6 protein-coding genes are annotated in these 8,626 nt (G+C 61.6%); 2 read left to right on the top strand and 4 right to left on the bottom strand.

Annotation, left to right across the window (positions count from 1 at the left end):
• Positions 1–139: 139 nt before the first annotated feature.
• The 3 genes from cysN to B348_RS0105675 all read right to left on the bottom strand — a co-directional run bounded on the left by cysN (position 140) and on the right by B348_RS0105675 (position 3,997).
• Entirely contained in the window at positions 140–2,038 is a 1,899-nt protein-coding gene (cysN, locus tag B348_RS0105685; RefSeq protein ID WP_017735180.1) for a sulfate adenylyltransferase subunit CysN, read from the bottom strand.
• A 9-nt stretch (positions 2,039–2,047) separates the two neighbouring features.
• Positions 2,048–2,965: a sulfate adenylyltransferase subunit CysD gene (gene cysD, locus B348_RS0105680; protein WP_017735179.1), complete on the bottom strand. Its 918-nt coding sequence runs from the start codon at positions 2,963–2,965 to the stop codon at positions 2,048–2,050.
• Positions 2,966–3,238: 273 nt separating this feature from the next.
• Positions 3,239–3,997 (bottom strand): Nif3-like dinuclear metal center hexameric protein, encoded by a 759-nt coding sequence (locus B348_RS0105675; RefSeq protein ID WP_017735178.1) that lies wholly within the window; start codon positions 3,995–3,997, stop codon positions 3,239–3,241.
• Between the two features lie 102 nt (positions 3,998–4,099).
• Between B348_RS0105675 and algW the strand changes: the two genes are divergently transcribed.
• Together algW and B348_RS0105665 are read left to right on the top strand one after the other, a co-directional pair.
• On the top strand, positions 4,100–5,254 hold the full coding sequence (algW, locus tag B348_RS0105670; RefSeq protein ID WP_017735177.1) for a Do family serine endopeptidase AlgW: 1,155 nt from the start codon (positions 4,100–4,102) through the stop codon (positions 5,252–5,254).
• 112 nt (positions 5,255–5,366) lie between these two features.
• Positions 5,367–7,463: a TonB-dependent siderophore receptor gene (locus tag B348_RS0105665; RefSeq protein WP_026136591.1), complete on the top strand. Its 2,097-nt coding sequence runs from the start codon at positions 5,367–5,369 to the stop codon at positions 7,461–7,463.
• Between the two features lie 140 nt (positions 7,464–7,603).
• Here the strand turns inward: B348_RS0105665 and hemH are convergent, their stop codons facing one another.
• The gene (hemH, locus tag B348_RS0105660; RefSeq protein WP_017735175.1) at positions 7,604–8,626 is read right to left on the bottom strand and encodes a ferrochelatase; all 1,023 of its coding nucleotides are present in this window, start codon (positions 8,624–8,626) and stop codon (positions 7,604–7,606) included.

Below are 8,626 nucleotides of genomic sequence, written 5' to 3'. Positions count from 1 at the left end.
AGTGACACCGAGGTGATGCTATCGCAGGCAAGCCAGCTCCCACAAAAGCCAGCTCCCACATTGACCGAGTCCGGTCTTGAGGACATAAAAAAGCCCGCCACCGAGTGATCGGTGGCGGGCTTTTTTGTAGCGGCAATCCTTAGATCGCGCCGCGCTGACGCAACAGCTCCAGCACTTGCTTGACGCTCTCTTCCAGCGACAACGCCTGGGTGTCGATCACCAGGTCGGCATTCAACGGCACGTCGTACGGGAAGGACTCACCCGGGATGTTATCCCCACCCGCCGCGTACAACCCTTGCGGATCACGCTCGGCGCACACCAGCGGCGACGCTTGCACGTAGACCGTCAGCAAACGATCACCGCCGATCAATGCCTTGGCCTGTTCACGGCCTTCGGCATCCGGAGCGACAAACGCTGCCAGGGTCAGCAGGCCCGCTTCGTTGAACTGACGCGCCACGTGCGCGGCACGACGCCAGTTCTCGGTGCGGCCGGCACGGTCTTGCGGCAAGCCCTTGTTCAAGTCGTGGCGCAGGTTCTGGCCATCCAGCACGAATACCGCACGACCCATGTCGAACAGCTTGCGCTCAACCGCATAGGCCAGGGTGCTCTTGCCAGCGCCCGACAGGCCGCTGAACAGCACGGTGGCCGGTTGCTGGCCGAAGCGCTGGGCACGCTCTTCGGTGGCCACGTGGGCCAACTTGCCGTGCTGCGCCGAGCTGCCGTGGGTCACTGGCGGCGCGATGATCATGCCCGCGGCCACAGTGCCGTTGGTCAAACGGTCGATAACGATAAACGCACCGGTGGTGCGGTTGCTGTCGTAACCGTCCAGGGCAATGGCGGCGTCGAGGCTGACCTTGACCCGGCCGATCTCGTTCAATTGCAGCGAACTCGCCGGGCCTTCGGCCAGGGTGTTCACATCCACGCGGTGCACGATGCTGGTGATGGAACCCGGCACGTAGCTGGTGGCGCGCTTGATGTCGTATTTCTTGCCCGGCAGCATCGGCTCTTCGGCCATCCACACCAGCATGGCGTCGAAGGCGTCGGTCACTTGCGGCACGTTGTCGGCATGCACCAACAGGTCGCCACGGGAGATGTCGATCTCGTCTTCCATGGTCAGGGTCACGGCCTGGCCTGGGCCGGCGTGCTCCAGCTCACCTTCAAAGGTAACGATGGATTTGACGCGGCTGCTCTTGCCCGACGGCAGCACCACGACTTCGTCGCCCTTGTGCACGATGCCGCTGGCCAGGGTGCCGGCGAAACCACGGAAGTTCAGGTTCGGACGGTTGACGTACTGCACCGGGAAACGCAGGTCGGTGTAGTTGCGGTCGTTGGCGATCTCGACGGTTTCGAGGATCTCCATCAGCGACTGGCCGGTGTACCAAGGCGAACGCTCGCTCTTGTTCACCACGTTGTCGCCCTTGAGCGCCGACATCGGCACAAAGGCCATGGTGCTCGGCTTGAACGCGATACCTTCGGCGAACTTCAGGTAATCGGCCTTGATCGACTCGAATACGCTTTGGTCAAAGCCGTTGATGTCCATCTTGTTGACGGCAATCACGATGTGCTTGATGCCCAGCAACGAGGCGATATAGCTGTGGCGACGGGTCTGGGTCTGCACGCCGTAGCGGGCGTCGATCAGGATGATCGCCAGGTCACAGGTGGACGCACCGGTGGCCATGTTGCGGGTGTACTGCTCATGGCCAGGGGTGTCGGCGATGATGAATTTGCGCTTGGCGGTAGAGAAATAGCGGTAGGCGACATCGATGGTGATGCCCTGCTCACGCTCGGCCTGCAGGCCGTCGACCAGCAACGCCAGGTCGATGTCGTCACCGGTGGTGCCGACTTTCTTCGAATCGCGGGTGATGGCTTCCAGGTGATCTTCGTAGATCATCTTGGAGTCGTGCAGCAGGCGCCCGATCAGGGTGCTCTTGCCGTCGTCGACGTTGCCGCAGGTCAGGAAGCGCAACATTTCCTTGCGCTCATGCTGGCCCAGGTAGGCGAGGATGTCCTCGCTGATCAAATCAGATACGTGCGACATGACAACCCCTTAGAAATAACCCTGACGTTTTTTGTCTTCCATCGAGCCTGCACCATCGTGGTCGATGACACGGCCCTGGCGCTCGGAAGTTCGCGTGAGGAGCATTTCCTGAATGATGTCCGTCAGCGTCTCGGCTTCGGACTCCACCGCGCCCGTCAACGGGTAGCAGCCAAGGGTACGGAAACGTACTTTCTTTTTGACGATGCGGGCTTTGTCTTCGTCGGACAAGTGCTCAAGGATGCGGTCGTCGTCGATCATGATCAACGTGCCGTTCTTCTCGATCACTTCACGTTCGGCGGCGAAGTACAGCGGCACGATCGGGATGCCTTCGAGGTAGATGTACTGCCAGATGTCCAGCTCGGTCCAGTTGGACAGCGGGAACACACGGATCGACTCACCCTTGTTGACGTTGCCGTTGTAGACGTTCCACAGCTCGGGACGCTGGTTTTTTGGGTCCCAACGGTGCTTGCTGTCGCGGAACGAGTACACGCGCTCTTTGGCGCGGGATTTCTCTTCATCGCGACGGGCACCGCCGAAGGCGGCGTCGAAACCATGCTTGTCCAGGGCTTGCTTGAGGCCCTCGGTCTTCATGATGTCGGTGTGCTTGGCGCTGCCGTGGGTGAACGGGTTGATGCCCTGCGCCACGCCATCCGGGTTGACGTGGGTGATCAGCTCCAGGCCAAGCTCTTCGACCATCTTGTCGCGGAACTTGTACATCTCCTGGAATTTCCACTGGGTGTCCACGTGCATCACCGGGAACGGCAGCTTGCCCGGAAAGAACGCCTTGCGTGCCAGGTGCAGCATCACGGCGGAGTCTTTACCGATCGAGTAGAGCATCACCGGGTTATCGAACTCGGCGGCGACCTCGCGGATGATGTGGATGCTTTCCGCCTCCAGCTGTTTCAGATGCGTCAGTTTGTCGACCATGGTTACTCACGGAAAAACGATCTTATGGACGGCCAGCGGGCCGTGTTCGAGCGGGGCATGCTAGCACAGCACCTTCTTCTAATCAGGGAGCTGGCTAGATCGAAACGGTATATGAATATGCCCCTGAGTTTGGGGGTGACGCGCGGTCAAGTGTGGGAGCTGGCTTGTGTGGGAGCTGGCTTGCCTGCGATAGCATCGCCTCGGTTTATCAGACAGAACGAGGTGTCTGCATCGCAGGCAAGCCAGCTCCCACATTTTGTACAGCGGTGCCCGTTAAATAGGGTTCGGACAGTCGATGAACAGATGCTCCAGCGCAAACCGCCGCGCCAGGTAATCCCCCAGCGCCTGCACGCCATAACGCTCGGTGGCGTGATGGCCGGCGGCAATAAAGCTGATGTCATTTTCCCGCGCACTGTGAAAGGTCTGCTCGGACGCTTCGCCGCTGAGGAACAGATCCACACCCGCCGCAATCCCATGGTCGATGTAACCCTGACCACCACCGGTACACCATCCCACGCGCCGGATCATCTCACTGCCTTCGATCAGCAACGGCTCACGCCCCATGACTTCCTGCACACGGCGGGCAAAATCCCGTGGCGACAGCGGCTCGGCAAGGGAGCCGACCAGGCCGACGATCTTCGCATCATTGGGGTCCAGCGGGCCTTCGACGGTGATGTCCAGCTGGCGTGCGAGCTGCACGTTGTTGCCGACATCAGGGTGCAGGTCCAGCGGCAGGTGGTAGGCCAGCAGGCTGATGTCGTGCTTGAGCAGGGTTTTCAGGCGGCGCTGCTTCATGCCGGTGATGCAGGGGTTTTCGCCTTTCCAGAAATAACCGTGGTGCACCAGCACCAAATCAGCCCCGGCTTCGACGGCCGCGTCCAGCAGGGCCTGGCTGGCGGTCACGCCGCTGACGATGCGCATTACCTGCGGGCGCCCCTCCACTTGCAGGCCATTGGGGCAGTAATCGGCGATTTTCGAGCTGTTCAGGTAGCGGTCAGCTTCATCGACTAATGTGCTCAGGGCAACGGCCATAAAAGACTCCTAAATATCCCGTTCGAAGGCACTCACAGCCTCGTATAATGCGCGACATTATGGGCGCTCTCCCGCCCCCTGCAACCTGTCAGGACTTACTTGATGCTCAAGGCACTGCGTTTTTTTGGATGGCCATTGTTGGCTGGCGTGCTGATCGCGATGCTGATCATTCAGCGTTATCCCCAGTGGGTTGGCTTGCCCAGCCTGGACGTAAACATGCAGCAGGCACCGCAGACCAACGCGGTGGTGCAAGGCCCGGTGACCTATGCGGACGCGGTGGTCATCGCCGCGCCGGCCGTGGTCAACCTGTACACCACCAAGGTCATCAACAAACCGGCGCACCCGTTGTTTGAAGACCCGCAGTTTCGTCGCTACTTCGGTGACAACGGCCCCAAGCAGCGGCGCATGGAGTCGAGCCTGGGTTCGGGCGTGATCATGAGCCCGGAAGGCTACATCCTCACCAACAACCACGTGACCACCGGCGCCGACCAGATCGTGGTGGCCTTGCGTGACGGCCGCGAAACCCTGGCCCGCGTGGTCGGCAGCGACCCGGAAACCGACCTTGCGGTGCTCAAGATCGACCTGAAAAGCCTGCCCTCCATCACCCTCGGCCGCTCCGACGGCCTGCGCGTGGGTGACGTCGCGCTGGCAATCGGCAACCCGTTCGGCGTCGGCCAGACGGTGACCATGGGCATCATCAGCGCCACCGGGCGTAACCAGCTCGGCCTGAACAGCTACGAAGACTTCATCCAGACCGACGCCGCGATCAACCCCGGCAACTCCGGTGGCGCGCTGGTGGATGCCAATGGCAACCTGACCGGTATCAACACGGCGATTTTCTCCAAGTCCGGCGGCTCCCAGGGCATCGGTTTTGCGATCCCCGTAAAGCTGGCGACGGAAGTGATGAAGTCGATCATCGAGCACGGCCAGGTGATTCGCGGATGGCTGGGCATTGAAGTGCAGCCGCTGACCAAGGACTTGGCCGAGTCGTTTGGCCTGACTGGGCGCCCGGGCATCGTGGTCGCCGGGATCTTCCGTGACGGCCCGGCGCAGAAAGCCGGCCTGCAACTGGGCGACGTGATCCTCAGCATCGACGGCGAACCGGCTGGCGATGGCCGCAAGTCGATGAACCAGGTGGCACGGATCAAACCGACCGACAAAGTGACGATCCTGGTGATGCGCAATGGCAAAGAGATCAAGTTGTCAGCGGAAATCGGCCTGCGCCCACCGCCGGCGCCGGTGAAAGAAGAGGAATAAGCGCCCTCGCCCAGGTGCCTGTTCGCAGGCACCTGTAAGCGCACATTTCATAGCGATTCATTCTCATTAGGCATGTTATATTGTTTCAATATCGACATTGGAACGCTCTATCATGCCGTCTCGAAGAATTGCCCCCTTGGCTGGCCTGGCCTTGGGTTTGCTGCTTGATCCCGCTTTCGCCGAAGACAACACCCTGGAACTCGACACCATCAGCGTCACCACCGACGCCTACGAGTCCGCCACCAGCCCGGTCAAAGGCTACCGCGCCACACGCTCGGCCAGTGCGACCAAAACTGACACGGCGCTACGCGACATCCCACAATCCATCAGCGTGATTCCCGCCACGGTGCTCAAGGACCTGGGCAGCACCAGCGTCGAGCGCGCCCTGGAATTTGCCGGCGGCGTGTCCAAGCAAAACAACTTCGGCGGCCTGACGCTCTACGAATACAGCGTGCGCGGCTTCACCACGTCCGAGTTCTACCAGGACGGCTTCAGCGCCAACCGTGGCTACCCGAGCACCCCGGACGCGGCCAATATCGAGCGCATCGAAGTGCTCAAGGGCCCCGCCGCCAGCCTGTACGGGCGTGGCGATCCTGGCGGCACGGTGAATATCGTCACCAAGAAGCCCCAGCCCGAGGCCTTCACCACCCTGCAAACCAGCGCCGGCAGTTGGGACCGCTATCGCACCGCCCTCGACGTCAACACCCCGCTGGACAGCGAAGGCCACGTGCTGTCGCGGGTCAACCTGGCGGTGGAAGACAACCACAGCTTCCGCGATCACGTGCAGAGCAAACGGGTGTTCGTCGCGCCGTCGTTCAGTTGGCAACTGGACCCGGACACCACCCTGCTCGTCGAAAGCGAATTCGTGCGCCACAGCTCCACTTTCGACCGTGGCATCGTCGCCGCCCCCGGCGTATCGCGCTCGACCTTCCTCGGCGAGCCCAACGACGGCGATATCGACAACCACAACAACCGCCTCCAGGCCGCCCTCGAACATCACCTCAACGATGCCTGGAGCCTGCGCCTGGCCAGCCACTACAAGCAAGGCAGCCTGTGGGGCGACGCCTCGGAAAACCGTGCGCTGAACGCCGACGGCCACACCCTCAACCGCCGCTACCGCGAACGCTCCATGGGCTGGCACGACAGCATCACCCAACTTGAACTGCGCGGCTTGTTCGATATTGGCAGTTGGCAGCATGAAGTGCTGGTGGGCACGGAATACGAGGACTACCGCAAGAAGGAACGCGTGACGGCGATTGCCGGCAGCCCCTACGCCATCGACCTCTACAACCCGGTCTACGGCCAGGCCAAACCCAATGGCGCGCGCGGCGGCACCGACTTCTTCGAGCAGACCAAAAGCCACGCGCTGAACCTGCAAGACCAGATCGTCTTCACCGACCGCCTGCGCGGCATGCTCGGGGCGCGCTTCGAGCATTTCGAACAACGCATCGACAACTACATCGGCAACACCCCGCCGACCCAGCAAACCCACGACGCCCTCACCCAGCGCGCCGGCCTGCTCTACCAGCTCACGCCGCAAGTCGGCGTGTTCGCCAACGCCTCCACCTCGTTCAAACCCAACAGCGGGCTGGACGCCAACAACAAAGGCTTCAAGCCGGAAGAAGGCGTGGGTTATGAAGTGGGGATCAAGAGCGAGCTGTTCGACGACCGCCTCAGCACCACCCTCGCCGCGTTCCATATCGAGAAGGAAAACGTGCTCACCCTCGACCCGGCCACCAACCTCAACCGCGCCATGGGCAAGGCCCGCAGCCAGGGTTTTGACCTGCAAATGACGGGGCAAGTGACGGATGCCGTACGGGTGATTGGGGCCTTTGCCTACATCGATGCCGAAGTGACCAAGGGCGATAAAGCCATTCCCGCCGGCAGCCGCATCCTTGGCGTGGCCAAGCGCAGTGGCAGTCTGTTGGGGGTGTATGAGTTCCAGGATGGCGCGTTGCGCGGCTCGGACGTGGGGGCGGCGTTTACCTATGTAGGGGATCGTTCCGGTGAGGCGGGTACGCGCTTTGAGCTGCCGGCGTATCACACCGTGGATTTGCTCGCGCATTACAAGGCTACGGAGAACGTGACGGTCGGCTTGAATCTCAACAACCTGTTTGATGAGAAGTACTACGAGCGGTCCTACAGCAACTATTGGGTCAACCCGGGCGAACCACGCAACCTCACCGTCAGCCTGACCCTCAACCTGTAAACCCAATCAACAAATATAGGAGGACCAATGTGGGAGCGGGCTTGCCCGCGATAGCGGTGTATCAGCCAACACATCTAGCGGCTGACACGCCCCCATCGCGGGCAAGCCCGCTCCCACATGTTGACCTTCACTGGCTTCAGCTATAGCGACACGGGTGCTTTTTCACACAAGGCATTCAACGCCTTCGCCCACTGCGGATCATCATTCAGGCACGGCACCAGCACCAATTCCTCGCCCCCCGCCTCGCGGAACTGCTCCAGCCCGCGATCACCAATCTCCTCCAGCGTCTCGATGCAATCGGCGACAAACGCCGGGCACATCACCAGCAGCTTTTTCACGCCTTGCTGGGCCAGGGTTTCCAGGCGGGCTTCGGTGTAGGGTTCGATCCACTTCGCCCGCCCCAGGCGCGATTGGAAGGCCACCGACCATTTATCTTCCGGCAAGCCCATGCGCGCGGCAAAATCCCGCGCCACGCTGAAACATTGCCCGCGATAACAGGTGGCACGCACTTGTGCCGGGGCGTTCGCGCAGCAATCGGTGGCACCGTCGAAGGTGTGCCCAGGGTTGAGTTTTTGCAGGTGCCGCTCCGGCAAGCCATGGAAGCTGAACAGCAGGTGATCGTAATCCTGCTGCAAATGCGGCTTGGCGCTGGCCACCAGGGCGTCGAGGTATTCCGGTTGGTCGTAGAAGGGTTGCAGGATCGCCAACGGCAGGTCGAGTTTTTTCTCACGCAGCACGCGGCGGGCTTCTTCCACCACCGTGGTCACGGTGCTGTCGGCAAACTGCGGGTACAGCGGCGCGAGGGTGACCTTGCGGATGCCTTGGGCGGCGAGACGGGTCAGCACCGTTTCAATCGACGGCTCGCCGTAGCGCATCGCCAATTCCACCGGGCCGTGAGTCCACTGCGTGGTCATCTGTTGTTGCAGGCGGCGGCTGAGCACCACCAGCGGCGAGCCCTCCTCCCACCAGATCGAGGCGTAGGCGTGGGCCGACTGCTCGGGGCGCTTGATCAGGATCAGCGAGACCAGCAAGCGCCGCACCGGCCACGGCAGGTCGATCACATAAGGGTCCATCAGGAACTGATTGAGGTAGCTGCGCACATCGGCCACCGAAGTGGACGCCGGTGAACCCAGGTTGACCAGTAATAACGCGTGATCCGTCAT

Origin of the sequence: Pseudomonas sp. CBZ-4 (genome assembly GCF_000346755.1) — a bacterium.
Classification (GTDB): domain Bacteria; phylum Pseudomonadota; class Gammaproteobacteria; order Pseudomonadales; family Pseudomonadaceae; genus Aquipseudomonas.
Note: the sequence above shows the minus strand (reverse complement) of the source record. Positions and strands in the feature narration are given on the sequence as shown.